This is a genomic window from Bacillus thuringiensis, assembly GCF_001455345.1.
Lineage (GTDB): Bacteria > Bacillota > Bacilli > Bacillales > Bacillaceae_G > Bacillus_A > Bacillus_A thuringiensis_N.
This window is the reverse complement of the sequence record NZ_CP013274.1, coordinates 4953858-4976677: the sequence shown is the minus strand read 5'-3', so window position 1 is coordinate 4976677 and position 22820 is coordinate 4953858. Positions and strand designations below refer to the sequence as shown.

Genomic DNA, 22820 nt, shown 5'->3' with positions numbered 1-22820 from the left:
TCAAACTTATTTCTGCTTGTAATTTTTGAATTCATTATTATAAATTTGTGCCTTTGCTAGTGCCTCAGTATCATTTTGGATTTCATCTAGTCCATTCGCATCTCCAACAATATACCCTTCAAATGATGAACCAACAAAATCAAAGATGTATTGGAACTGGGAGATAAGCGGTAATGCTTTTAGTTTCGGATTATCGCCGCCAACGATAACAACGTACATTTTTTTGCCTTTCATTTTCTCTTTGAAATGAAGAGATGTATCGCGCAAGCTTTGTGACCAGCGATCGACGAAGTTTTTCATATGACCGCTCATTCCGTACCAGTATAGCGGTGTAGCGAAGATAATTGTGTCGTGCGTTAGCATGCGTTGCGTTAACTGCTCGTAGTCATCGTTTACAGGTTGGAATCCTTCTGCATCATGACGCTTATCTGTAATAGGATAGACTGTGTGATCACGTAAATAAATTTGTTCTGTTTCAATTCCATCAATCATCATATGTGTTAAAGTTTCCGTATTTCCGTTTTGTCTTGAACTGCCATGTATAACAAACATGTAATCATCCCTTTTCTTTTGCTTGTTTTAGGAGTGAAACGTGTTTTTGCAAATTCGTTTGGATGTTGGAAAGTAATGAGATTTGATTTGTTACTTCATTGAGTTTATCTTCGTAAAGCGTAAGGATGCTGCTGCAAGGATTTTCGTACAGATGCGGTTCGATTTCAAGGCAGCGCAGCATCTTTGCCGTCTCTTCTAAATTTAAGCCAATTTGTAAGTACATTTGAATAAGCTCCACTTTTTCGATAGCACTTTCATCGAAATCGCGATAGCCATTTGCGAGGCGCTTCGAAGGGAGTAATCCCTTTTCTTCGTAATGTCTTAGTGACCTTTCGCTAACGCCAGTTTCTTTTGATAACTCCCCGATTCGCAATGCGTTTCACTCCTTCTACATGTATTGTAAACCTTCACACTAATGTGAGGGTCAACTCTGTTTTTTCGCAAAAGAATCTACATGATTTAAAAACACTTGAATAGCTTTAGATGGGATGAAATATTTGCCACGCACGATGGAGAATGGACGGATAAGTTGTTCATTTGGAACTTCGACGTGGAATAGTTCTTTTGCTAGTAGCTCTTTCCGTACAGTCCAATCAGAAAGTATAGCAATGCCAAGACCGGCTGCGACGGCTTCCTTTACACTTTGGATACTACTAAATGTAAAGAATCGTTTCATTTTTAAATGGTGTTGATGAATAAATCGGTCACTATAAGCACGTGTGCCAGAACCACTTTCTCTTAATACCCATACCTGGTCTTGGAGTGTCCTTTCGTTTATTTCATTTGTGCGGAGCAGTGGATGGTTTGGCGGGACGACGAGCTTCATTTCATCTTGCATAAACGTTTCAACGTCAACATCAGCATATACAACTTGCCCTTCTACTAAGCCGATATCAATTTGATTAGAGCGAAGGCTTTGCAAAACGTCTTCTGTATTTGAAATAAAGGTATGAACTTCGACGCGTGGATTTTCATTGGCATAATTAGCGAGTATTTTTGGAAGTAAGTATTCGCCAATTGTAAAACTAGCACCGATGCGAAGCGTCCCTGTTACAACGTTATGTAGTTCGTTAATTTCTTGCTTAGCATCCTCGTAAAGAGAGAGCATTTGCTTTGCGTGTATATATAAAATGTTTCCGGCCTCGGTCACTTGAACGTGCTTTGGGGAGCGCTGAATGAGTGTAGTTCCAAATTCATTTTCTAAGTTGCGTATATGCATACTTACGCCAGGCTGTGAAAGGTTTAATAATTCTGCAGCACGGGAGAAATGTTTTTGCTCAACAACGGTAACAAAGATTTTTAAAATGTCTACGTTCATATAATCGGCTCCTTTCTTTTTCTATCATCTTATCATAAGTATTTCTGATGATAGAGATTTAGTATTAGTATTAAACTTATTATAGAAACTCTCTTATAATGTAAGTAGAAAGAACATGCATGTTCCAATACGATTATTGGAGTGGTTCGAAGTGGAACAAACACTTGTTATACAAAAGAAAAAGGGCTTTGGTTTTTCACAAGGGATTGGGATTACACTATTAATCGCAATCGCTGCGAAATATTTAGCAGAGCTTCCATTTTTAAATATTATGGGACAATTAGTAATTGCTATTCTAATTGGGATGGTTTGGCGTGCGACAATTGGAGTCCCTCATGAAGCCATTGCGGGGACGAACTTTGCGAGTAAGAAGTTGCTTCGCTTTGGGATTATCTTACTTGGAATGCGATTAAACCTTGTTGATATTGCGAAGGCGGGGCCGAAAGTATTGGTCATCGCAGCGGTTGTTATTACATTTACAATTTTCGTTGTATATGGACTAACGAAAGTATTTAAAGTAGAAAAGAAACTTGGCATTTTAACAGCGTGCGGAACAGCAATTTGCGGCGCTGCTGCAGTCGTGGCAATTGCGCCGCAAGTGAAAGCGAAGGATGATGAAACGGCAGTTGGTGCCGCAATTATTGCAATTTTAGGTACGATATTTACGCTTATTTATACGTTATTATATCCAGTGCTTGGCCTATCTCCATACGGATACGGAGTTTTCTCAGGGGCGACGCTGCATGAAATTGCTCATGTTATCGCAGCTGCGGCGCCAGGAGGAAGTACGGCTGTAGACATCGCAGTTATCGTGAAACTAACGCGTGTTGCGATGCTCGTACCAGTAGCAATTTTAATTGGGTTATGGTTTGGTAAGAGTGAAGGTAGCAAAGAAAAGAGATCGTGGCGAGACCTTCCAATTCCGTGGTTCATTTTTGGATTTTTAGCGATGAGTGCGGTGCATTCGCTCGGCGTGATTCCAGAAGTTGTTGCGGGTTATATTGTAGTCATCGCTTATATGCTTATCGCAATGGCGATGGCGGGGCTTGGTTTAAATGTAGAGTTTAAAACGTTCCGTAAGTTAGGAAGCAAAGCATTCGTGGCGGGACTGATTGGTTCGGTTTGCTTATCGGTTCTTGGATACGTTCTTGTATATGCGTTAGGGTTTATGTAGTAGAGGAGAGAGCTGTTCCCGAAGGTATATTTTGGGGCAGCTTTTTCTTATGCTTATAGTTTTACGGCTGTCGATATATTTGGAAAATCGCCGATGTAAATTAAATTACTCTTGTATTTTGTTAGAGTAGATGTTCAGTGAAACGTTTTTCTAAAATTTGTAAAGATATCTTTACTTGTAACTGGAAAATATTTATAATTTAAGTAAAGATATCTTTACTTTTGAAGGTGGAGCCTATGGGTGTGAAAAATAAAATTAAAGAATTAAGAAAGCAACATCATATAACACAAGTTGAAATGGCAAAGGCGATGCAGGTGACGCGGCAGACAATCGTGGCGATTGAAAACCATCATTACAACCCGAGTCTAGAGTTATCCTTAAAAATCGCCAAATATTTTGGAGTGAAGGTGGAAGAAATATTTACGCTAGAGTAAGGGGAGGAAAAATGAACGATACGAAAAAGCTATTGATCGGTGCGACTTTTGGATTGTTTTTGGGAGACGTTATAGTTCATATTATGAATCCGGTTATACCAATTTTACCGCTCGTATTTAGTAATATTTTAGCGATTGTATTTCTAGTGTTGTATACAAATTATAAAAATCGTAAGTGCAGAAAAGAAGAACTTCCCGATATAGATGAGCGAGTAAATGAAAATATAAAAAAGCATGTAAACGTCTCATTTGTATTCGCATTTCTGTTGCTTATTGTTTATATTGTTGCGAGTAAAGCAATAGGCAGGGCTGTTATACCAGTGCAAGAGATATTTATAATATGTAGTTCCTTATTTGCGGGTAGTCTCATCATAGGAGTTATGGTAGGCAAACGAGCATAGTGATAGGAGGAATGAAAAATGCAAGATGAGTTTGAGAGATTTCAGTCGGATAAAGCGTTTAAATATGTAGGGTTATTTTTCACGATTAGTTTAGCAATATGGAGTTTATATAATTTAATTGTTGACGGAAATGCTGGTATGCCTTTTGTTTTATTTGTACTAGGGCAGTTTGTTTATTTCTTTGTGAACTATTGGCCGAAGTGGAAATATAGAAATAGTAAAGAGGCTGATCGTGTATAAGTATGGCATCGACGAGTATTTTCGCAACAAGGAATAGATAGAAAAAGGGGAACTGGGATGGGATTACCGGTATTATGTGTCGCTACAGTCATATTTGCGCTTCTTTGGGGAATGCAAAATTTTTCTCGTAATCCAGTGCCAAGCATTTGTATTATGATTGGTACTGTAGGTTTATCTTATTATTTATTACTATTAGCCCATTATCATAAAACAGCAACGAGCATTGTTGTAGGAGCACTTATTTTATTTTGTGGTCGTGCTGTACAAAAGGGGTTATTTCCATAAAAGCTGTTTATACAAAGAGTATAAACAGCTTTTTGTATTTTTTTTACAAAACACTTGAAAGTGACGTAACGTCATCTTTTATAATGAAGGGGAAGAGGTGATGGTAGTGATTTCAATACAACAATTGACGAGAGAAACAGGGGTTACGGTACGTACATTACGTTATTATGATCAAATAGATTTATTGAAGCCGAGTGGTAAAACAGAGGGTGGACATCGGTTATATAGTGAAGCTGACGTTATTCGTTTGCAACAAATTTTATTTTTAAAAGAAATGGGATTTTCATTAAAAGAAACTGCGAATATGTTAGTAAAAGATGAGCTCGATTTAAAAAGTTCGCTTGAAAAACAACTTCGGTTTGTACAGGAAGAACAAAAGAAATTTAATCGAATGGAGAGTGTTTTACAAGCAGTTGTTTATTCGGTAGATGTGGAAGGAGAAATCGATTGGAAAGTTATGTTTGAACTGATTCAGCTTTCGAAGCAGTCTTCCCGTATACGTGAAATATTTCAAAATGAAGTGTTTTCAAAGGAAGAACAAAAATTGCTTCATAATTTACCAAACATGAGTAAGGAAGACCCGAATGTTTTAGAATGGGTAGATTTATTAAAGCAATTCCGTACTTTTATGAAAGACGGTAAAGAAGTAGCTAGTGATGAGGTACAAGGGGCAACGAAGAGATTAATGCAGAAATGTTTAGAAATGGCTAATGGTGACGAAGCTTTTTTAGATAAGTTATGGGAAGTTAGAAAATCGAAGGAAGATTCACAGAAAATGAGCATGTATCCAATCGAAGAAGAACTTTTACTATATATGGATGAAGCTTTTCGCATTTATGATGAAAAGGAGAGGGATAAATGAGTATACTCGCAGAATATCGTTGGTATTTTTTAATTGGGGCAGAAATTGTATTTTGGTTATCGGCTATCGGTTTCTTTTTACTCCGTTACGGATTTCGTTTGAAAAAGGCGAGTTTTATTATGGGAATTGTGCTACTCGTAAATGAAGTGTTTATTTTAACTTTAGGGGTAGTGGACTATTATCAAACAGGAAAGTTTTCTAACTTTCAAATCATTACTGTAATCATTTTATTGTATGCGGTCTTTTACGGAAAAAAGGATTTGAAGAAGCTTGATATATTTGCGCAAAAATTAGTTGCAAAATGGCGGAATGAGCCAGCGCCTATTATAGAAGAACAGGTAGAATTAACAGGTATGGCTTATGCGAAGCAGGAAATAAAAAATTGGGTATTGCACCTTAGTTTGTTTGTTGTTGTGCATATTTTCTTTTTCTTTCTGTACGGTCTTGCCCCGGTTGAACAATGGCGTAATTGGTTAGAAACTGGAATTGTTTTAAATAAATCAGCTAGTCGAGTTAGCCAAGTTTGGGCGATTATACTTTTAGTGGATACAGCTATTTCATTTTCATATGTTCTTTTTCCGAAGAAGGAGAAAGGGAACAAGAAGCTAATTTCGTAGGGGAAATTAGCTTTTTTAGTATACCAACAGTTTGTGTAGGAGAGGATGACAATAAGAAAAAGAATTGGTTTTATATGCCTATTTCTCTTTAGTTTCGTAGCTTGCTCACAACCTAATACTACAATTGATAAGAAGAATGATGTCATTGTAAAGGGAGCAGGAATTCTCAATCTAGATAAATTTGAAAAGTTCGTTTTGAATGTCGAGCAAAGGGAAGTTGATAAAATAAGAATTGTACAGTATACCCTTGAAGGGGACCCGATTTTTCAAACGTTAGAGTATAGTGGGAACGATATATTTTATGTGTCAGATAATAGAAAAGATAAATTTGCTGGTGAGCATAAAGGGTTATATAAAGATAGTTGTAAAAGTATCGTTAAAGACCAGCGCGAATCAGGAATCACTTATAGGCTAATAGATTGTACGAATGAAGATGGGCGCAATGGATATGACTTATTATATGTATTTAAAAAATAGAGTTAGTAGAGGAAGGAAGTATGTACTCCTTCCTTTTTCAATGTATATATTGTCGAAAACTTTACCGAATATCTGTTCGTTTTTTTAGGTTTTTTATGAGTATTCGTGGTAAAATAATAATACAGATTTTTATGAGGAGGTCGGATTTTACTTGGAACATCAATTTGAAATTATCTCAGCGTATTCCCCACAAGGTGATCAGCCGGTAGCTATAGAGAAGCTTGTAGAGGGAATTAATAGTGGAAAGAAAAAGCAAGTGTTGCTTGGAGCAACAGGAACGGGTAAGACATTTACGATTTCAAATGTCATTAAAGAAGTGCAAAAGCCAACACTTGTTATGGCTCACAATAAAACGTTAGCAGGACAGTTATATAGTGAGTTGAAAGACTTTTTCCCGAATAATGCAGTTGAATATTTTGTTAGTTATTACGATTATTATCAACCAGAAGCGTATGTGCCGCAAACAGATACGTTTATTGAAAAAGACGCACAGATTAATGATGAAATTGATAAATTGCGTCACTCGGCAACGTCTGCATTATTTGAACGGGATGATGTAATTATTGTTGCGAGTGTTTCGTGTATATACGGCTTAGGTTCTCCAGAAGAATACCGTGAGTTAGTTGTTTCACTTCGAGTTGGTATGGAGAAGGACCGCAATCAATTGCTTCGTGAACTCGTTGATGTGCAGTATGGACGTAATGATATTGATTTCAAGCGTGGTACATTCCGTGTGCGCGGAGATGTAGTTGAAATCTTCCCAGCATCACTTGATGAGCATTGTATTCGAATTGAGTTTTTTGGCGATGAAATTGATCGCATTCGCGAAGTAAATGCGTTAACAGGTGAAGTATTAGCAGAACGTGATCATGTAGCAATCTTCCCGGCATCTCACTTCGTTACACGTGAAGAAAAGATGAAGGTCGCTATTGAAAATATCGAAAAAGAATTAGAAGAGCGTTTAAAGGAATTAAATGATAACGGCAAGTTGTTAGAAGCGCAGCGTATAGAGCAACGTACTCGTTATGATTTAGAAATGATGCGTGAGATGGGATTTTGTTCAGGGATTGAAAACTATTCCCGTCATTTAACACTTCGTCCAGCGGGTGCAACGCCGTATACGTTATTAGACTATTTCCCGGAAGATTTCTTAATTGTTATGGATGAGTCGCACGTATCAGTGCCGCAAGTAAGAGCGATGTATAACGGGGACCAAGCGCGTAAGCAAGTGCTTGTGGATCATGGATTCCGTCTGCCATCAGCTTTAGATAATAGACCGCTCACATTTGATGAGTTTGAAGAGAAAACGAATCAAGTTATTTACGTTTCAGCAACGCCAGGACCGTACGAGTTAGAGCAGTCACCAGAAGTAATAGAACAAATTATTCGTCCAACAGGGCTTTTAGATCCACCAATCGATATACGACCTATTGAAGGGCAAATTGACGATTTATTAGGAGAGATTCAAGATCGTATTGCAAAAAATGAACGTGTATTAATTACGACTTTAACGAAGAAAATGTCAGAGGATTTAACGGACTACTTAAAAGATGTAGGAATTAAAGTGAACTATCTTCACTCTGAAATTAAAACATTAGAACGTATTGAAATTATCCGTGACCTTCGCCTCGGTAAGTTTGATGTACTTGTCGGTATTAACTTATTACGGGAAGGATTAGATATTCCAGAAGTATCACTTGTAGCTATTTTAGATGCTGATAAGGAAGGGTTCTTACGTTCAGAGCGTTCACTAATTCAAACAATTGGTCGTGCCGCGCGTAATGAAAACGGCCGCGTTATTATGTACGCAGATCGTATAACAAGATCAATGGGAATTGCAATTGAAGAAACGCAGCGTCGTCGTACTATACAAGAAGCCTACAATAAAGAGCATGGTATTACGCCGAAAACGATTCAAAAAGGCGTACGTGATGTAATCCGTGCAACGACAACTGCTGAAGAGACAGAAACATACGAAGCAACTCCTGCTAAGAAAATGACGAAAAAAGAGCGTGAAAAGACAATTGCGAAGATGGAAGCAGAAATGAAAGAAGCAGCAAAAGCGTTAGACTTCGAGCGTGCAGCTGAATTAAGAGATTTACTATTAGAATTAAAAGCGGAAGGGTGAACAGAGTGAGTAAGAGCAAGGATTTTATTGTTGTAAAAGGTGCTAGAGCACATAACTTAAAAAATATTGATGTAACCATTCCGAGAAATCAGCTTGTCGTTGTAACGGGATTGTCTGGTTCGGGGAAATCATCATTAGCATTTGATACGATTTATGCAGAAGGGCAGCGCAGATACGTAGAATCGTTATCTGCGTATGCGCGTCAGTTTTTAGGACAAATGGATAAGCCGGATGTAGATACGATTGAAGGATTGTCACCAGCGATTTCAATCGATCAAAAAACGACGAGTCGTAATCCACGTTCAACAGTTGGAACGGTAACGGAGATTTATGATTATTTACGTTTATTATTTGCGCGAATTGGTACGCCAATTTGTCCGAATCATGGCATTGAAATTACATCACAAACAGTAGAGCAGATGGTAGACCGTGTTCTTGAATATCCTGAACGTACGAAATTACAAGTGTTAGCTCCCATCGTGTCAGGACGTAAAGGTGCACATGTAAAAGTACTTGAAGATATTAAGAAGCAAGGTTATGTTCGTGTACGTGTTGATGGTGAAATGCTTGATGTGTCTGAAGATATTGCACTAGATAAAAATAAGAAGCATTCTATTGAAGTTGTAATTGACCGTATTGTTGTAAAAGAAGGAATTGCAAGCCGTCTTGCTGATTCACTTGAAAGTGCATTAAAGCTTGGCGGGGGCCGCGTGTTAATCGATGTAATGGGAGAAGAGGAACTGTTATTTAGTGAACATCATGCTTGTCCACATTGTGGTTTTTCAATCGGAGAATTAGAACCGCGTATGTTCTCATTCAATAGTCCGTTCGGTGCATGTCCTTCTTGTGATGGACTTGGCTCAAAGCTAGAGGTAGATTTAGAACTTGTTATTCCGAACTGGGATTTATCATTAAATGAACATGCGATTGCGCCTTGGGAACCGACAAGTTCACAATATTACCCACAACTTTTACAATCTGTATGTAATCATTACGGCGTTGATATGGATATGCCTGTGAAAGATATACCGAAGGATTTATTTGATAAAGTGTTGTATGGGAGCGGTGAAGAGAAGGTTTACTTCCGCTATGTAAATGAATTTGGTCAAGTAAAGGAAAATGAGATTTTATTTGAAGGTGTTATCCCAAATATAGAGCGCCGTTATCGTGAGACGAGTTCTGATTATGTTCGTGAGCAAATGGAGAAGTATATGGCAGAACAAGCTTGTCCGAAGTGTAAAGGTGGACGCTTAAAGCCGGAGAGTTTAGCTGTTTTCGTTGGTGATAAAACGATTGCTGACGTAACGAAGTATTCAGTTCAAGAAGTACAAGAATTCTTCTCGAATGTAGAGCTAACGGAGAAACAACAAAAAATAGCTCATTTAATTTTAAGAGAAATTCAGGAGCGCGTTGGGTTCTTAGTGAACGTTGGTTTAGATTATTTAACGTTAAGTCGTGCCGCAGGAACTTTATCAGGTGGTGAGGCGCAACGTATTCGTTTAGCAACGCAAATTGGTTCTCGTCTTACTGGCGTACTTTACATTCTTGATGAGCCTTCTATCGGTTTACACCAGCGTGATAACGATCGTCTTATTCGTACATTGCAAGAAATGCGTGATTTAGGCAATACATTAATTGTTGTTGAGCATGATGAAGATACGATGATGGCTGCTGATTATTTACTGGATATTGGACCAGGTGCAGGTATTCACGGTGGGCAAGTCGTATCAGCGGGGACACCAGCTGAAGTAATGCAAGATGAGAATTCGCTAACAGGGAAGTATTTAAGCGGTAAAGAGTTTATTCCGGTTCCACTTGAAAGACGTAAAGGTGACGGACGTAAAGTGGAAATTGTCGGTGCAAAAGAGAATAACTTAAAGAACGCAAAGATGTCATTCCCGCTTGGTACGTTTGTAGCGGTAACGGGTGTATCTGGTTCTGGTAAAAGTACGATGATTAATGAAGTACTGTATAAATCGTTGGCGCAAAAGTTATATAAAGCGAAAGCGAAGCCAGGTACTCATAAAGAAATTAAAGGTCTTGAGCATTTAGATAAAGTAATCGATATTGATCAATCACCAATTGGACGTACGCCACGTTCCAACCCAGCGACTTATACAGGTGTGTTCGATGATATTCGCGATGTGTTTGCCCAAACAAATGAAGCGAAAGTACGCGGATATCAAAAAGGACGTTTCAGCTTTAATGTAAAAGGCGGACGTTGTGAAGCGTGCCGTGGTGATGGAATTATTAAAATTGAAATGCACTTCTTACCAGACGTATATGTTCCGTGTGAAGTTTGTCATGGTAAACGATACAACCGTGAAACGTTAGAAGTAAAATATAAGGATAAAAACATTTCTGAAGTGTTAGGGATGACAATTGAAGATGGGGTAGAGTTCTTCGCTAATATCCCGAAAATTAAGCGTAAACTTCAGACACTTGTAGACGTTGGGCTCGGTTATATGAAATTAGGACAGCCAGCAACAACGTTATCTGGTGGTGAAGCGCAGCGTGTGAAATTAGCTTCTGAATTACACCGTCGTTCTACTGGGCGTACGTTATATATTTTAGACGAGCCAACGACTGGTTTACATGCACATGATATTGCACGTCTTCTAGAAGTGCTGCAACGTCTTGTTGAGAGCGGTGAGACAGTACTTGTAATTGAACATAATTTAGATGTAATCAAAACAGCTGATTATATCGTCGACCTTGGACCAGAAGGCGGGGACAAAGGTGGACAAATCGTTGCGTCCGGAACGCCGGAGCAAGTAGTGAAAGAAGAGCGTTCATATACAGGTAAGTATTTAAAAGAGATTTTAAATCGTGATAAAGCAAGAATGAAAGAGAAGATAAAAGAAGTAGAGCTATCACAATAAGTGTATGACTAAAAACCGAGTGGAAATGACACTCGGTTTTTAATTCATAGGGGGAGAAAATGGAGTTTATAGATGTCTTAAGAAAGAAAAATATGAAGGTAAGAGAGTTTCAAAATTGGGGTGTATATTTTCGCAAGCGTTGGGAGGATAACTTTGCAAATCATGTAAGTGATGAGGAAAAAGAAGACATTTTTCTTTATGGAGATAAGTATGCATGTGGGTATCTTTGGCACATATTTAGTTATGAGAAAAAGAAGTGTTTAGAGGGTAAAGAAGCGGAGAACGCGTTTTATAATGAAGTGAAAAAGGAATGCTACATTTTCTATCAACACTGTGATGAGGTATTGTTAATAAAGGATGCGAGTTTATTACATATGGATGATATATTGCGTGAGATAGCTACGGCATATAAAGGTGATATCTATATTGTAGATAAAGATTTCACTTGGACCTTTGTGAAAACGCATGAACATGGATGGTATGGTCCTTATTTCGCAAGGAAGTGTTAGTAGGTATACAAGCGTGAAGAGTAGAATAAGTTGGTATAAGTGTTTGCATGATACTTGCGTTTATTATCTATTAGCGTATGATGAAATATATATGTTTAAAGGATGTGTAACGAAATGAGATGGATTGTATCACTTCTTGTAAATAGCGTTGTGTTAATCGCTGTATCGGGACTTTTAAAAGGGATTGCACCAGACGCGTTTTATGTAGCAAATATACAAACTGCAATTATTGCGAGTATTATTTTGGCTGTTTTAAATGTGTTCGTAAAACCGTTTTTAATTTTAATTACGCTACCAATTACAGTTGTAACTTTCGGGTTCTTCTTAATTGTTATTAATGCGATTACGTTAAAAATAGCAGATTCATTATTAGGCGATGCATTTAATATATCAGGATTTGGTGTAGCGATTGTTGCTGCAATTTGTATTTCAATTTTTAATATGATTATTGAAAAGGCAATTGTGGAACCTTTATATGAAAAAAAGAGAAAATGACAAAAAGAAAAACATTTCATGATGTGTATGAAATGTTTTTTTCTATTTATTAGAAACCGTATTTCTTGTTTCCAGAAAAAAATGGTACAATATCCGGTAGAATGGAATTTTACATCAAACGAGACTGAACCCGCAGCGGAGTGGAGGTTTATACATATGCCGAAAGTAAGGACAAAAGATTTAATTGAACAATTTCAATTGGAGTTAATAAGTGGTGAAGATGGAATTCATCGTCCGATTGATACGAGTGATTTATCAAGACCTGGAATTGAAATGGCAGGATTTTTCACATACTATCCAGCTGATCGCGTACAGCTTCTTGGAAAGACGGAGCTTACGTTCTTTGACACGTTAACATCAGAGCAAAAACAAGAGAGAATGAAAGCGCTTTGTACCGAGGAGACGCCATGTATTATTATAACTCGTAATCAAGATGTACCAGATGAGTTATTACAAGCATCACGTGAATCCGGCATGCCTTTATTACGTTCTTCTCAAACGACAACAAGATTATCAAGTCGTTTAACAAACTATTTAGAAGGTAAGTTAGCGCCAACAACTGCTGTTCATGGTGTATTAGTAGATATTTACGGTGTTGGTGTTTTAATTACAGGTCAAAGTGGTGTCGGTAAAAGTGAGACAGCTCTTGAACTTGTGAAGCGTGGCCACCGCCTTGTTGCGGATGATAGTGTAGAAATTCGCCAAGAAGATGAAGACACATTAGTAGGAAGCTCTCCAGATTTAATTGAGCATTTATTAGAAATTCGTGGTCTAGGTATCATTAACGTTATGACGTTATTCGGTGCAGGGGCAGTGCGAAATTATAAGCGTATTACACTTGTTATTAATCTTGAAATTTGGGATCAAAAGAAAAATTATGATCGCTTAGGTCTTGATGAAGAGAAGATGAAGATTATTGATACAGAACTAACGAAGATTACACTTCCAGTTCGTCCTGGTCGAAACTTGGCTGTTATTATTGAAGTAGCAGCGATGAACTTCCGTTTAAAACGTATGGGAGTCAATGCAGCACAGCAGTTCTCTGAACGATTAATGAGTGCGATTGAGTTAGGAAATCAGGAGTAAACTTTGGAGAGGGAGGTCATACATATGCTGTTAGGTTCTGTACCACAGCTTGACCGTGTAGCGATCCAACTTGGGCCGTTTCCTGTTTATTGGTATGGGATTATTATCGGTACAGGTGTGCTATTAGGTCTTTGGCTAGCAACTCGCGAGGGAGAAAGGCTGGGTATTCCAAAAGATACATTTGTTGACCTTGTATTAATTGCAGTACCGATCGCTATTCTATTTGCGAGAATGTACTATGTTATTTTTGAATGGGAATATTACGCGCAAAACCCGAGTCAAATTATTAATATTCGTCAAGGTGGCTTGGCGATTCATGGTGGTTTAATCGGGGCTGTTATTACAGGAATTCTTTTTGCGAAACGCCGCGGACTTTCATTCTGGAAGTTAGCAGATATTGCTGCGCCAAGTATTTTACTAGGACAAGCAATTGGCCGATGGGGAAACTTTATGAACCAAGAGGCGCATGGTGATGAAGTAACGAGACAGTTTTTAGAAGGTCTTCATTTACCGGATTTCATTATTAATCAAATGTATATTGATGGTGTGTACTACCACCCGACATTTTTATATGAATCATTATGGAATTTCGCGGGAGTAATTCTATTACTTGCATTACGAAAAGTGAATTTACGCCGCGGGGAATTATTCTTCACATATTTAATTTGGTATTCAGTAGGACGCTTCTTCGTAGAAGGGTTACGTACAGATAGTTTAATGCTAGGACCACTTCGTATTGCACAAGTAATGTCAATTGGACTTGTTGTTATTTCTATTATTTTCATTATTGTGAGACGAAAAATGGGGCAAGCTGATAAAAGATATTCGGAAAATTAGAGAAAAGTAGCATCTTATTATAAGATGCTGCTTCTTTCATATTCAGGAAAGAGAAAGGACTAAGGTAATGAAAATAAATACAGTGTTATTTGATTTAGATGGAACGTTAATTAATACAAATGAACTTATTATTTCTTCTTTTTTACATACTTTAAATACATATTATCCAGATCAATATAAGCGTGAAGATGTATTGCCATTTATCGGTCCATCTTTGCATGATACTTTCAGCAAGGTTGATGAAAGCAAGGTGGAAGAGTTGATTACAAGCTATCGTCAATTTAACCATGATCATCATGATGAATTAGTAGAAGAATATGAAACTGTATATGAAACAGTTCAAGAATTGAAGAAACAAGGTTATAAAGTTGGTATTGTTACGACGAAAGCACGACAAACCGTTGAGATGGGATTAAAGTTATCAAAGCTTGATGAGTTCTTCGATGTTGTCGTGACGATTGATGATGTAGAGCATGTGAAACCGCATCCAGAGCCACTTCAAAAAGCGCTTGAGTTATTAGATGCAAAACCAGAAGAAGCATTGATGGTTGGGGATAATCATCATGATATTGTTGGTGGACAAAATGCGGGTACGAAAACAGCTGCGGTTTCATGGACATTGAAAGGTAGAGCGTATTTAGAAGCTTATAAACCGGACTTTATGTTAGATAAAATGAGTGATTTACTAACGATTTTGTCTGATATGAATCGCTCATAAAGTTTTACTTTGTATAAGTAGAGGAGAGAGTTCAGTGCGACGGACAACGCGCTACCCTGTTTCAGGAGAAAATTCATTATGGAATGTGTATAAAACAGTGTCTTTTTGGAAGATAATGAAAAACTTTATTATTATCCAAATTGCACGCTATACACCATTTTTATCTGTGAAGAATTGGCTGTATCGTACGTTTTTACGGATGAAAGTAGGAAAGAAAACATCATTTGCGCTTATGGTAATGCCAGATATTATGTTCCCGGAAAAGATAGTTGTGGGAGAAAATTCGATTATCGGCTATAATACAACGCTTTTAGCACATGAATATTTAATTCGCGAATATCGCCTTGGAGAGATCGTCATAGGAAATGAAGTGATGATTGGAGCAAATACTACTATATTACCAGGTGTGAAAATTGGGGATGGCGCGATTGTTTCAGCTGGCACACTGGTTCATAGGGATGTACCAAGTGGTGCTTTCGTAGGTGGAAATCCAATGCGTGTTATTTATACAAAAGAAGAAATGGATGCTAGAGAAGGTTGATACTAAAAATGTAACATTTCTCTTCTTTTTTAATGAATAAAAAGGAAATAATTGAGTATAATATACTGTTTTGTTTTTTACGGAATCGTTTATACTTATAGATAGAAGAATGTGTGAACGAAGAAAACAAAAAACTGGAGGATATATGGGGAAAAATCAAAGAATATATAAGGAGAACGGACAAGTTATCTCTTTTAATCAATTAGCGGACTTCTTTTATAAAAAAGGGATGAGGGCTTACAAAGGGCAGAAATTGCAAGATGCAATTAAATATTTTCGAAGAGCGGCACAAAGTGAGAAGGAGCCGTTTATTTTATGCCAATTAGCAACAGTATTATCTGAGGCTGGTGAGTATCAAGAGTCAAATCAAATCTTCTTTAAGCTTGTTAGATCTAATCCAGAACTTGAACAGTGTTATTATTTTATTGCAAATAATTATGCATATATGGGGCTATTTCAGCAGGCGAAGAAGTATGCGGATCGCTATTTAGAAGTTGCAGAAGAGAAGGAATTCGTAGAAGATACATTAGAATTACTTGAAATCATGGAAGAAGAAGCGATGGGTGCGGAAGAGATTGAGGATGAAGATGATTTAATTGTTATGCAGGAAGAAGCGAATCGTTATATTCGCAACGGACAATTGGAAGAAGCAATTGCTACATTAGAAATTGTTACGAAAGATTATCCGGAATTTTGGTCGGGGCATAATAATTTAGCCATTGCGCATTTTCAATCTGGTAATGTAGATAAGGCGCTGAAGTTAACGGAAATGATTTTAGAGAAAAATCCAGGTAATATGCATGCGCTTTGTAATACGCTTATTTTTCTATATTCAATTGGAGAGCATAAACAAGTAGAGGCGTTAGCCGCGCAGTTAGTTTCGGTATATCCAATTTCGTTTGAACATCGTTTGAAACTTGGAACGACACTTGCAACAATTGGTCATTTCGAGCCTGCATATAAATGGTTCAAATTATTAAAGCGTCAAGGATACGAGGGAGACGTTAGTTTTTATTATTGGTTTGCATATTCTGCGTATATGGTGCAAGATCAGCAAGTAGCTGAAAAAATGTGGCAACATGTTGTAGAATTGCACCCTGATAAAAAGGGAAAAGAACCGTGGAATGCATTGAATTTAGCGGATGAAGGACAAAACGTGTTATTTGAAGAATTACGAAAATCATTTCAGCAAAGTGCGACGCTAGAGGAACAAATGCTAGCTTTATATTTAATGAATGAATTGTCAACGCCAGAGAAGGTGGGATTCTTCTTTGATGTAACGCAGGCGAAGAATGGTGTTCCAATCGTATCGCAACTTGCAAAGTATTTCTTTTTACTGAATAGCCATAAGAGCATTCCAGCTGATTTACAGCAATTTGAACAGTGCGCGCGAATCGCGGATGCGTTATACAATTATACGAAAAAAGATGATGAATTAATCGAAGAGTGTTTACAATTTTGGTTTTGTACGTTCATACGTTTATATACATCTGGAGCAGTTTTTACAAATGTATACGGTTGGTCAGCTGCGGTTGAATATATTGTACGCAGCGAACAAGGAAATAAGATGACGCAGTCGGAGCTCGGGGATGTATATAATGTATCTGTAGCGACTGTTCGAAAGTATGTGCAAGCTGTGAAACGTACGCACACATAAGTAAGCAAATCATTGGGAAAAAAATGATGCTAACAGTATAATGAGGGTAACTTAATTGTGTAGGAATGGATAGGAGTGAATAGTGTGTCAGAAGAAAAAATTTATGATGTCATTATTATTGGTGCAGGACCAGCTGGTATGACAGCTGCAGTATATACATCTCGTGCGAATTTAAGCACATTAATGCTTGAGCGTGGTATTCCAGGCGGACAAATGGCAAATACAGAAGATGTAGAAAACTACCCAGGTTATGAGTCTATTTTAGGACCAGACTTATCAAATAAAATGTTCGAGCATGCGAAGAAATTTGGTGCTGAATATGCATACGGTGATGTGAAAGCAGTCATCGATGGTAAAGAATACAAAACAATTATTGCTGGTAAAAAAGAATACAAAGCACGTGCAATTATCGTTGCAAGTGGTGCAGAGTATAAAAAAATCGGTGTACCAGGTGAAACAGAACTTGGCGGCCGCGGTGTATCATATTGCGCGGTATGTGATGGCGCATTCTTTAAAGGTAAAGAACTTGTAGTCATTGGTGGCGGGGATTCTGCTGTTGAAGAGGGTGTGTTCTTAACACGCTTCGCATCAAAGGTAACGATCGTTCACCGTCGTGACACGCTTCGTGCACAGAAAATTTTACAAGATCGTGCTTTCCAAAACGAAAAAGTAGATTTCATTTGGAATCACACTATTAAAGAAATTAACGAAGCAAGTGGTAAAGTAGGAAGCGTAACACTTGTAGACGTAAACAGTGGAGAAGAGAAAGAGGTCAAAACTGACGGCGTATTCGTATACATCGGTATGTTACCATTATCAAAACCGTTTGTTGAGTTAGGTATTACAAATGAAAATGGTTACGTTGAAACGAACGAGCGTATGGAAACGAAAGTTCCTGGTATTTTCGCAGCTGGTGATGTTCGCGAAAAAATGCTTCGTCAAATTGTAACTGCAACAGGTGACGGTAGTATTGCGGCGCAAAGCGCACAACATTACGTAGAAGAGTTATTAGAAGAACTAAAAACTGTATCAGAAAAATAAGGGATACTATACTTTTTGAGAAGAAAGCTACATATAAGAGCTTTCTTCTTTTTTTGTGTGAAAATGTCAAAGTTTTGTCAAAAAATATTGGGATTATAAGCTTTCTTATTGATATACTGGACTTTACGGAAAAAATCACTATAAGAAATGAGGAATTTATTCAGTATGGAATGGCGTAATATATATCGTGGATTTTGTATGGGCGTTAGTGATTTAATTCCTGGTGTGAGCGGCGGTACAATCGCTGTTGTGTTAGGGATTTATGAACAATTGCTTGCTGCAATTAGTGGATTCTTTAGTCGTGAATGGAAAAAACATTTAGGATTTTTAATTCCCCTTGCAGCTGGTGTGGCAGCAGCGTTTTTAACGTTAAGTCACGTTATTAAATATTTACTTGCAAATCATTATGAACCGACTCAATTTTTCTTCCTCGGTTTAATTATTAGTATATTACCAATGTTAATGAGAGAAGCTGATGCGAAGTCTTCGTTTAAAGGTAAACACATTGTGTTACTAATAGTTGCAGCAATTCTTGTTGCGATCACAGCTTTCTTTAAACCAGATAAGGCAGCAGATCCAATTACGACGTTAACAATTTTAAATGCAATTGGTTTATTTTTTGCAGGATGGATGGCTAGTATGGCTATGTTGCTTCCTGGAATTAGCGGATCATTTATTTTATTAATTATTGGTGTGTATCCGACAGCAATTAACGCTTTAACTACACTGAACTTACCTTTAATCGCAGTTATCGGTGCTGGTGTTATGGTAGGGTTCGTTGTAAGTAGTAAAGGAATTAGTTTCTTATTAGATCGTTATAAAAGTATGACATTTGCGGCAATTATTGGACTTGTTATCGGCTCGATTGTAATTGTGTTCCCTGGTATTCCAACTGGAGGATTTTCAATTATAAGTTCAATTATTACCTTTATTTTAGGATTTGCGATTGTTACTTATTTCGGTAAGAAATAAAGGCTTTAATCCCCTTGGCGATAAAAATCGTTAAGGGGATTTTTCATGCTATTCATTGAAATTCTAAGCATTTACATTGCTTGTTATAGAAAGCTTTTTTAAAATTGTTGAGTAGCGTGTGCTTAGCGAAAGAGGACTGGCTCCTTCGTTGTAGCAAACTGTTTTTGATAGTATAATGAAATGAGTATGCAGTGAGAAATTTGCTGCAAGTAGCTGAGGTGAAGAAACATGCAAAGAGTGACAAACTGTGTGTTAATTAGAGATAATGAAGTGCTCTTACTCCAAAAACCTCGCCGGAATTGGTGGGTTGCACCAGGCGGGAAAATGGAGCGTGGTGAGACTGTAAGAGATTCCGTTGTTCGCGAGTATCGTGAAGAAACAGGTATTTATTTAAAGAACCCAGCGTTAAAGGGGGTCTTCACCTTTGTCATCCAAGAAGGTGATAAAGTTGTTTCTGAATGGATGATGTTCTCCTTTTTAGCGACAGATTTTGCAGGAGAAAACAAACTAGAGAGCGAAGAAGGCATCATCGGTTGGCATACATTTGATAAAATTGATGATTTAGCAATGGCACCAGGAGATTATCACATTATTGATTATTTAATTAAAGGAAATGGCATAATCTACGGTACATTTGTATATACCCCAGATTTTGAGTTGCTTTCATATCGATTAGATCCGAGTTAAACCGTCAAGGAGAGGATACGATGACAGAGAATAATGATATAAAAATGGTAATTATTACAGGAATGTCTGGAGCTGGAAAGACAGTAGCTTTACAAAGTTTTGAAGATTTAGGATATTTCTGTGTAGATAATTTACCACCGATGTTATTGCCAAAGTTTATTGAGCTTATGGCGGATTCAAAAGGGAAAATGAATAAAGTAGCACTTGGCGTTGATTTACGTGGCCGAGAGTTTTTCGAACATTTATGGGGAGCGCTTGATGATTTATCAGAACGTACATGGATTATTCCTCATATTTTATTCTTAGATGCGAAGGATAGCACGCTTGTGACTCGTTATAAAGAAACGAGACGTTCGCATCCACTTGCACCAACTGGTTTACCGTTAAAGGGAATCGAAATGGAGCGTAGCTTATTAACTGATATGAAGGCGCGAGCGAATATTGTGCTTGATACATCGGATTTAAAACCGAAAGAATTGCGTGAAAAAATTGTTCATCTGTTTTCAACTGAAACGGAGCAAGCATTTCGTGTAAATGTTATGTCATTTGGATTTAAGTACGGTATTCCAATTGATGCAGATTTAGTATTTGATGTTCGTTTTTTACCAAATCCATATTACATTCCACATATGAAGCCATTAACAGGACTAGATGAAGAAGTTTCATCGTATGTACTGAAATTTAATGAGACGCATAAGTTTTTAGAGAAATTGACGGATCTTATCACTTTCATGCTGCCTCATTATAAAAGAGAGGGCAAGAGTCAACTTGTAATTGCAATTGGATGTACAGGTGGACAGCACCGTTCTGTTACGCTTACAGAATACCTTGGGAAACATTTGAAACCAGAGTATAGCGTTCATGTATCTCATCGTGATGTGGAGAAGAGAAAGGGCCATTAAGGGATGAAAAAAGAGAGAAAACCTAAAATTGTTATCATGGGAGGCGGAACTGGACTTTCTGTTTTGTTACGAGGATTAAAACAGTATCCTGTTGATATTACAGCAGTTGTTACAATCGCTGATGATGGTGGCAGTTCAGGTAGATTACGTGATGAGCTAGAAATTCCACCCCCAGGTGATATTCGTAACGTACTTGTTGCGTTATCAGATGTAGAGCCACTGGTGGAAGCTTTATTTCAGCACCGCTTCACAACAGGAGATGGGCTGAAAGGTCATGCGTTAGGGAATTTATTATTGGCGGGTATGACCTCGATTACAGGAGATTTTTTCCATGCGATTACTGAAACGAGTAAAGTGTTAAACGTCAGGGGACGTGTGTTACCGGCAGCGAACCAAAGTGCAGTATTGCATGCGGAACTAGAAGATGGAGAAATTGTAACAGGTGAATCGAAAATTCCTTATTTCGGAAAGAAGATTAACCGCGTCTTTTTGACTCCAGAAGATGTAGAGCCGTTACATGAAACGTTGGCTGAGATTAAACGAGCTGATTTACTTGTTTTCGGTCCAGGAAGTTTGTATACGAGTATATTACCGAATTTAGTTGTTAACAAAATCGGGGACGCTGTTCTTGCTGCAAAAGCGAAGAAGGTATATGTATGTAATGTTATGACGCAAGCTGGTGAAACGATGGGATATACTGCGTTTGACCATGTGCAGGCGTTACATGATCATTTAGGTAAACCATTTATCGATACTGCAATTGTAAATAACCGTGATATTCCTTGTGAATTACGTCAGTTATATGAGGAAGAAATGTCGGCGCCAGTTGTAGTAGATGAAGAGCGTTTTATCGAAAACAATATTGATGTCATTCAAGATCAATTAGCGAAGTATGATGATCGTGTTGTAAGGCACGATACATTAAAGTTAGCTTCTATTTTATATTCACTGTTGTAGATGTGCGTTGCCTCGTTTGAGGTAACGCTCATCCTTTCATATAGGACAAGATTTTTGTTCCACAATAATCGTATAAGGAGGTGTTGACTGTGTCATTTGCATCAGAAACAAAGAAAGAGTTGACGAATCTTGAGATGAAGGAATGCTGTGAGAAAGCAGAACTATCAGCGTTGCTTCGAATGAACGGATCACTTTCTTTTTCAAACCGTCGTCTATCTATCGATATTCAAACGGAAAATGCAGCAATTGCAAGAAGGATTTATACGCTTTTGAAAAAGGGATATGACGTAACGGTAGAATTACTTGTTCGTAAAAAAATGCGATTGAAGAAAAATAATGTATATATTGTGCGGCTTGTTGAGAAATCACGTGAAATATTAGCAGATCTTCATATCGTTCGCGACGACTTTTCATTTATTCGAAATATATCGCAAGAGTTAATTGAGAAGAAATGTTGTAAACGATCGTATTTACGCGGTGCATTTTTAGCAGGTGGTTCAGTAAATAACCCAGAAACATCATCTTATCATTTAGAGATCTTTTCGTTATATAAGGAACATAATGATGCTATATGTGAACTGATGAACGGATTTGATTTAAATAGTAAGACGTTGGAAAGAAGAAAAGGGTATATTACGTATTTGAAAGAAGCAGAAAAGATTACAGAGTTTTTAAATATTATAGGTGCTCATAATGCACTTTTAAGATTTGAAGACATTCGAATTGTACGTGATATGCGTAATTCTGTAAATCGTTTAGTGAACTGCGAAACAGCTAATTTAAATAAAACAATTGGTGCAGCGCTAAGGCAGATTGAAAATATCCGCTATATTGATGAGACGGTTGGTCTTGATATATTGCCAGATAAACTACGAGAAATTGCGCAACTACGAAGAGATTATCAAGATGTAACATTGAAAGAGTTAGGTGAGATGGTATCCGGGGGGAAAATTAGTAAATCGGGTATTAATCATCGTTTGCGTAAAATCGATGATATTGCAGAGAAATTACGCGCGGGAGAAACGGTAGCAAAAAAATAAGAGGTTAA

General features: G+C 37.6%; 26 protein-coding genes. 23 read left to right on the top strand and 3 right to left on the bottom strand.

Annotated features, from left to right (window positions below; translation table 11 throughout):
- Positions 1-6: 6 nt before the first annotated feature.
- The 3 genes from ATN06_RS26270 to ATN06_RS26260 are packed head-to-tail and all read right to left on the bottom strand — an operon-like array spanning position 7 to position 1870.
- On the bottom strand, positions 7-552 hold the full coding sequence (locus tag ATN06_RS26270) for a flavodoxin family protein (RefSeq protein WP_060632868.1): 546 nt from the start codon (positions 550-552) through the stop codon (positions 7-9).
- A 4-nt stretch (positions 553-556) separates the two neighbouring features.
- On the bottom strand, positions 557-925 hold the full coding sequence (locus tag ATN06_RS26265) for a MerR family transcriptional regulator (RefSeq protein WP_060632867.1): 369 nt from the start codon (positions 923-925) through the stop codon (positions 557-559).
- Between the two features lie 51 nt (positions 926-976).
- Complete coding sequence (locus tag ATN06_RS26260) at positions 977-1870, bottom strand: LysR family transcriptional regulator (RefSeq protein WP_060632866.1); 894 nt, start codon at positions 1868-1870, stop codon at positions 977-979.
- Between the two features lie 151 nt (positions 1871-2021).
- Between ATN06_RS26260 and ATN06_RS26255 the strand changes: the two genes are divergently transcribed.
- The 23 genes from ATN06_RS26255 to whiA all read left to right on the top strand — a co-directional run bounded on the left by ATN06_RS26255 (position 2022) and on the right by whiA (position 22812).
- On the top strand, positions 2022-3044 hold the full coding sequence (locus tag ATN06_RS26255; protein ID WP_060632865.1) for a YeiH family protein: 1023 nt from the start codon (positions 2022-2024) through the stop codon (positions 3042-3044).
- 236 nt (positions 3045-3280) lie between these two features.
- Entirely contained in the window at positions 3281-3478 is a 198-nt protein-coding gene (locus ATN06_RS26250) for a helix-turn-helix transcriptional regulator (protein ID WP_000538359.1), read from the top strand.
- An 11-nt stretch (positions 3479-3489) separates the two neighbouring features.
- Positions 3490-3879, top strand: a complete 390-nt coding sequence (locus tag ATN06_RS26245; protein WP_060632864.1) for a hypothetical protein — start codon at positions 3490-3492, stop codon at positions 3877-3879.
- Between the two features lie 18 nt (positions 3880-3897).
- Positions 3898-4119: a hypothetical protein gene (locus ATN06_RS26240; protein WP_060632863.1), complete on the top strand. Its 222-nt coding sequence runs from the start codon at positions 3898-3900 to the stop codon at positions 4117-4119.
- 57 nt (positions 4120-4176) lie between these two features.
- On the top strand, positions 4177-4404 hold the full coding sequence (locus ATN06_RS26235; RefSeq protein WP_060632862.1) for a hypothetical protein: 228 nt from the start codon (positions 4177-4179) through the stop codon (positions 4402-4404).
- Between the two features lie 100 nt (positions 4405-4504).
- Entirely contained in the window at positions 4505-5266 is a 762-nt protein-coding gene (locus tag ATN06_RS26230; protein WP_060632861.1) for a MerR family transcriptional regulator, read from the top strand.
- On the top strand, positions 5263-5883 hold the full coding sequence (locus tag ATN06_RS26225) for a hypothetical protein (protein ID WP_060632860.1): 621 nt from the start codon (positions 5263-5265) through the stop codon (positions 5881-5883). The genes ATN06_RS26230 and ATN06_RS26225 overlap by 4 nt, the downstream gene beginning before the upstream one ends.
- A 45-nt stretch (positions 5884-5928) precedes the next feature.
- Positions 5929-6360 carry a DUF4362 domain-containing protein gene (locus ATN06_RS26220; protein WP_029440978.1) on the top strand — a complete coding sequence of 144 codons (432 nt, stop codon included), beginning with the start codon at positions 5929-5931 and terminating at the stop codon, positions 6358-6360.
- Between the two features lie 151 nt (positions 6361-6511).
- Positions 6512-8488, top strand: a complete 1977-nt coding sequence (uvrB, locus tag ATN06_RS26215; protein ID WP_060632859.1) for an excinuclease ABC subunit B — start codon at positions 6512-6514, stop codon at positions 8486-8488.
- A 5-nt stretch (positions 8489-8493) separates the two neighbouring features.
- Positions 8494-11370 carry an excinuclease ABC subunit UvrA gene (uvrA, locus tag ATN06_RS26210; RefSeq protein WP_060632858.1) on the top strand — a complete coding sequence of 959 codons (2877 nt, stop codon included), beginning with the start codon at positions 8494-8496 and terminating at the stop codon, positions 11368-11370.
- Positions 11371-11429: 59 nt separating this feature from the next.
- Complete coding sequence (locus ATN06_RS26205; protein ID WP_060632857.1) at positions 11430-11879, top strand: DUF4275 family protein; 450 nt, start codon at positions 11430-11432, stop codon at positions 11877-11879.
- Positions 11880-11993: 114 nt separating this feature from the next.
- A complete protein-coding gene (locus ATN06_RS26200) occupies positions 11994-12374 on the top strand; it encodes a phage holin family protein (protein WP_001267308.1) in 381 nt (126 codons plus the stop codon).
- Between the two features lie 156 nt (positions 12375-12530).
- Entirely contained in the window at positions 12531-13460 is a 930-nt protein-coding gene (gene hprK / locus ATN06_RS26195) for an HPr(Ser) kinase/phosphatase (RefSeq protein ID WP_060632856.1), read from the top strand.
- A 24-nt stretch (positions 13461-13484) separates the two neighbouring features.
- Positions 13485-14297 (top strand): prolipoprotein diacylglyceryl transferase, encoded by an 813-nt coding sequence (gene lgt / locus ATN06_RS26190; RefSeq protein ID WP_060632855.1) that lies wholly within the window; start codon positions 13485-13487, stop codon positions 14295-14297.
- Between the two features lie 67 nt (positions 14298-14364).
- Positions 14365-15015 (top strand): pyrophosphatase PpaX, encoded by a 651-nt coding sequence (gene ppaX, locus ATN06_RS26185; protein WP_060632854.1) that lies wholly within the window; start codon positions 14365-14367, stop codon positions 15013-15015.
- 34 nt (positions 15016-15049) lie between these two features.
- A complete protein-coding gene (locus ATN06_RS26180; RefSeq protein WP_060632853.1) occupies positions 15050-15556 on the top strand; it encodes an acyltransferase in 507 nt (168 codons plus the stop codon).
- Positions 15557-15701: 145 nt separating this feature from the next.
- Positions 15702-17213, top strand: coding sequence for a tetratricopeptide repeat protein (locus tag ATN06_RS26175; RefSeq protein WP_060632852.1), 1512 nt, complete (start codon positions 15702-15704; stop codon positions 17211-17213).
- A gap of 84 nt (positions 17214-17297) precedes the next feature.
- Entirely contained in the window at positions 17298-18254 is a 957-nt protein-coding gene (trxB, locus tag ATN06_RS26170) for a thioredoxin-disulfide reductase (RefSeq protein WP_060632851.1), read from the top strand.
- Positions 18255-18419: 165 nt separating this feature from the next.
- Entirely contained in the window at positions 18420-19226 is an 807-nt protein-coding gene (locus ATN06_RS26165) for a DUF368 domain-containing protein (RefSeq protein WP_029440967.1), read from the top strand.
- Between the two features lie 228 nt (positions 19227-19454).
- Positions 19455-19913: an NUDIX hydrolase gene (locus ATN06_RS26160; RefSeq protein WP_001190080.1), complete on the top strand. Its 459-nt coding sequence runs from the start codon at positions 19455-19457 to the stop codon at positions 19911-19913.
- A gap of 20 nt (positions 19914-19933) precedes the next feature.
- Positions 19934-20815 carry an RNase adapter RapZ gene (rapZ, locus tag ATN06_RS26155; RefSeq protein ID WP_000138465.1) on the top strand — a complete coding sequence of 294 codons (882 nt, stop codon included), beginning with the start codon at positions 19934-19936 and terminating at the stop codon, positions 20813-20815.
- Positions 20816-20818: 3 nt separating this feature from the next.
- Positions 20819-21772 (top strand): gluconeogenesis factor YvcK family protein, encoded by a 954-nt coding sequence (locus tag ATN06_RS26150; protein ID WP_060632850.1) that lies wholly within the window; start codon positions 20819-20821, stop codon positions 21770-21772.
- 89 nt (positions 21773-21861) lie between these two features.
- On the top strand, positions 21862-22812 hold the full coding sequence (gene whiA / locus ATN06_RS26145; RefSeq protein ID WP_000006561.1) for a DNA-binding protein WhiA: 951 nt from the start codon (positions 21862-21864) through the stop codon (positions 22810-22812).
- Positions 22813-22820 lie beyond the last annotated feature (8 nt).

Excerpts from the sequence above, each read along its gene's own strand:
- ATN06_RS26270 (WP_060632868.1), bottom strand. The coding sequence starts at position 552 with ATGTTTGTTATACATGGCAGTTCAAGACAAAACGGAAATACGGAAACT.
- ATN06_RS26260 (WP_060632866.1), bottom strand. The coding sequence starts at position 1,870 with ATGAACGTAGACATTTTAAAAATCTTTGTTACCGTTGTTGAGCAAAAA.
- ATN06_RS26250 (WP_000538359.1), top strand. The coding sequence starts at position 3,281 with ATGGGTGTGAAAAATAAAATTAAAGAATTAAGAAAGCAACATCATATA.
- ATN06_RS26245 (WP_060632864.1), top strand. The coding sequence starts at position 3,490 with ATGAACGATACGAAAAAGCTATTGATCGGTGCGACTTTTGGATTGTTT.
- ATN06_RS26240 (WP_060632863.1), top strand. The coding sequence starts at position 3,898 with ATGCAAGATGAGTTTGAGAGATTTCAGTCGGATAAAGCGTTTAAATAT.
- ATN06_RS26235 (WP_060632862.1), top strand. The coding sequence starts at position 4,177 with ATGGGATTACCGGTATTATGTGTCGCTACAGTCATATTTGCGCTTCTT.
- ATN06_RS26230 (WP_060632861.1), top strand. The coding sequence starts at position 4,505 with ATGGTAGTGATTTCAATACAACAATTGACGAGAGAAACAGGGGTTACG.
- ATN06_RS26225 (WP_060632860.1), top strand. The coding sequence starts at position 5,263 with ATGAGTATACTCGCAGAATATCGTTGGTATTTTTTAATTGGGGCAGAA.
- ATN06_RS26220 (WP_029440978.1), top strand. The coding sequence starts at position 5,929 with ATGACAATAAGAAAAAGAATTGGTTTTATATGCCTATTTCTCTTTAGT.
- ATN06_RS26205 (WP_060632857.1), top strand. The coding sequence starts at position 11,430 with ATGGAGTTTATAGATGTCTTAAGAAAGAAAAATATGAAGGTAAGAGAG.
- ATN06_RS26200 (WP_001267308.1), top strand. The coding sequence starts at position 11,994 with ATGAGATGGATTGTATCACTTCTTGTAAATAGCGTTGTGTTAATCGCT.
- hprK (WP_060632856.1), top strand. The coding sequence starts at position 12,531 with ATGCCGAAAGTAAGGACAAAAGATTTAATTGAACAATTTCAATTGGAG.
- lgt (WP_060632855.1), top strand. The coding sequence starts at position 13,485 with ATGCTGTTAGGTTCTGTACCACAGCTTGACCGTGTAGCGATCCAACTT.
- ppaX (WP_060632854.1), top strand. The coding sequence starts at position 14,365 with ATGAAAATAAATACAGTGTTATTTGATTTAGATGGAACGTTAATTAAT.
- ATN06_RS26175 (WP_060632852.1), top strand. The coding sequence starts at position 15,702 with ATGGGGAAAAATCAAAGAATATATAAGGAGAACGGACAAGTTATCTCT.
- ATN06_RS26165 (WP_029440967.1), top strand. The coding sequence starts at position 18,420 with ATGGAATGGCGTAATATATATCGTGGATTTTGTATGGGCGTTAGTGAT.
- ATN06_RS26160 (WP_001190080.1), top strand. The coding sequence starts at position 19,455 with ATGCAAAGAGTGACAAACTGTGTGTTAATTAGAGATAATGAAGTGCTC.
- rapZ (WP_000138465.1), top strand. The coding sequence starts at position 19,934 with ATGACAGAGAATAATGATATAAAAATGGTAATTATTACAGGAATGTCT.
- ATN06_RS26150 (WP_060632850.1), top strand. The coding sequence starts at position 20,819 with ATGAAAAAAGAGAGAAAACCTAAAATTGTTATCATGGGAGGCGGAACT.